The sequence below is a fragment of the Parafrankia sp. EUN1f genome (assembly GCF_000177675.1).
GTDB lineage: Bacteria > Actinomycetota > Actinomycetes > Frankiales > Frankiaceae > Parafrankia.
On record NZ_ADGX01000368.1, the window covers coordinates 1 to 1,238 of the forward strand.

3 protein-coding genes are annotated in these 1,238 nt (G+C 71.7%); all 3 read left to right on the top strand.

Features of this window, described 5'->3' with window-relative positions; all coding sequences use genetic code 11:
- On the top strand, nucleotides 1–317 hold a 317-nt coding region (locus FREUN1FDRAFT_RS39120), incomplete at its 5' end, for a hypothetical protein (RefSeq protein ID WP_006545996.1).
- Entirely contained in the window at nucleotides 317–760 is a 444-nt protein-coding gene (locus FREUN1FDRAFT_RS39125; protein ID WP_006545790.1) for a hypothetical protein, read from the top strand. The genes FREUN1FDRAFT_RS39120 and FREUN1FDRAFT_RS39125, both read left to right, overlap by 1 nt.
- Nucleotides 757–1,098, top strand: coding sequence for a phage head closure protein (locus tag FREUN1FDRAFT_RS39130; protein WP_006545997.1), 342 nt, complete (start codon nucleotides 757–759; stop codon nucleotides 1,096–1,098). The genes FREUN1FDRAFT_RS39125 and FREUN1FDRAFT_RS39130 overlap by 4 nt, the downstream gene beginning before the upstream one ends.
- Nucleotides 1,099–1,238: the final 140 nt, after the last annotated feature.

Consider the following 1,238-nt stretch of genomic DNA (forward strand, 5'->3'; position numbering starts at 1 on the left):
TGCACGTGGACGCGCTGCGCTCCGGCGCGAACACCAGCTATCTCGACCTCGTCATCGTGGTGTCCAGCGCGATCGTCTGGGCGGCGTCCTCGGGCACCAGCACGCCGACGACTGAGGGCCTACCTGGCTGGTACGGAAACGCGACCTTCGTGGTTCGCGGTGGTCCGGCGCGGCGCACGGTGCAGGCAGGTGACATCGCCGGCGGCACGGTCACGTTCGCCATCGCGGCGAAAGCGCCGGGTGCGGGCCTCTTGTACGCAAGCTCCGGATACCCGCTGAGCTGGGAAATCCAAAACTTGGGACCGGAGCCAGCCTGATGCCGATCCCCGCGGGCCCGAGTAGTAGCAGCCCGCCTCCGCTCGTCGACCTCGTCGACTACCTCACCCGCACCGGCGGGGTGCTCGACGACTTGGAGGTGAGTGAGCAGCAGCTGCTGCTCGCCGCCCTGGGCGACGCGAGCGCGCTGGTGCGCCTGGAGGCCGGCGTCGACTGGATCGCCGACGACGGGGTGAGCGTAACGACGCCGGCCGCGGTGGTGCCAGTCGTGGTCGCCATGGTCCAGCGCAAGCTCATGAACCCGTCCGGTCTGACCGGGGAGACGCTCGGCGATCACAGCTGGCAGATGGCCAACGCGTCCCCCGACCTGTTCCTCACACGGGCCGAGCTGCGGACGGTACGTCGCGCGGCCGGCCGGTCCGGAATCGGCTCCATCCAGATGGAGGGAGACCTGCCCGTGCAGCCGTCGGAGTGGTGCTGGTGAGGATCACGCACCGGCTCAACCGCGAGCTCGAGGTCTGGCGGCCGGCCACCGAGGACGACGGCGCCGGCGGGCAGACCGTCACCCAGCTCCCGGCCGGCACCGTGCCGGCGAAGGTCGACGAGGCGTCCGCCGCCGAGCGGGTGCTCGCCGCGCAGGCCGGAGCCGAGCTGACCCACGTCGCCTACCTGGAGCCGGAGGCGGATGTGCTGCGGGGCGACGAGCTGCGCGGCGGCGGGCAGGCGTTCCGCGTCGACTCCGTCGTCGAGCCGAGCTCGCCGCGATACCGGAAGGCGAGCCTCGTGCAGGTCCAGGCCGAGCCCGGAGACGACCTTTCATGACCGCCACAGCCGCCGAGCTCGGAGCCGACCTGACGATCGTCGTGCCGATGCTCGACCGGCCCTGGCGCGTCCGGCCGCTGATCCAGTCGATCTGGACGGCGACACCGCTCGCCGAGGTGGTGTGGTGCTGCACCCCNCGG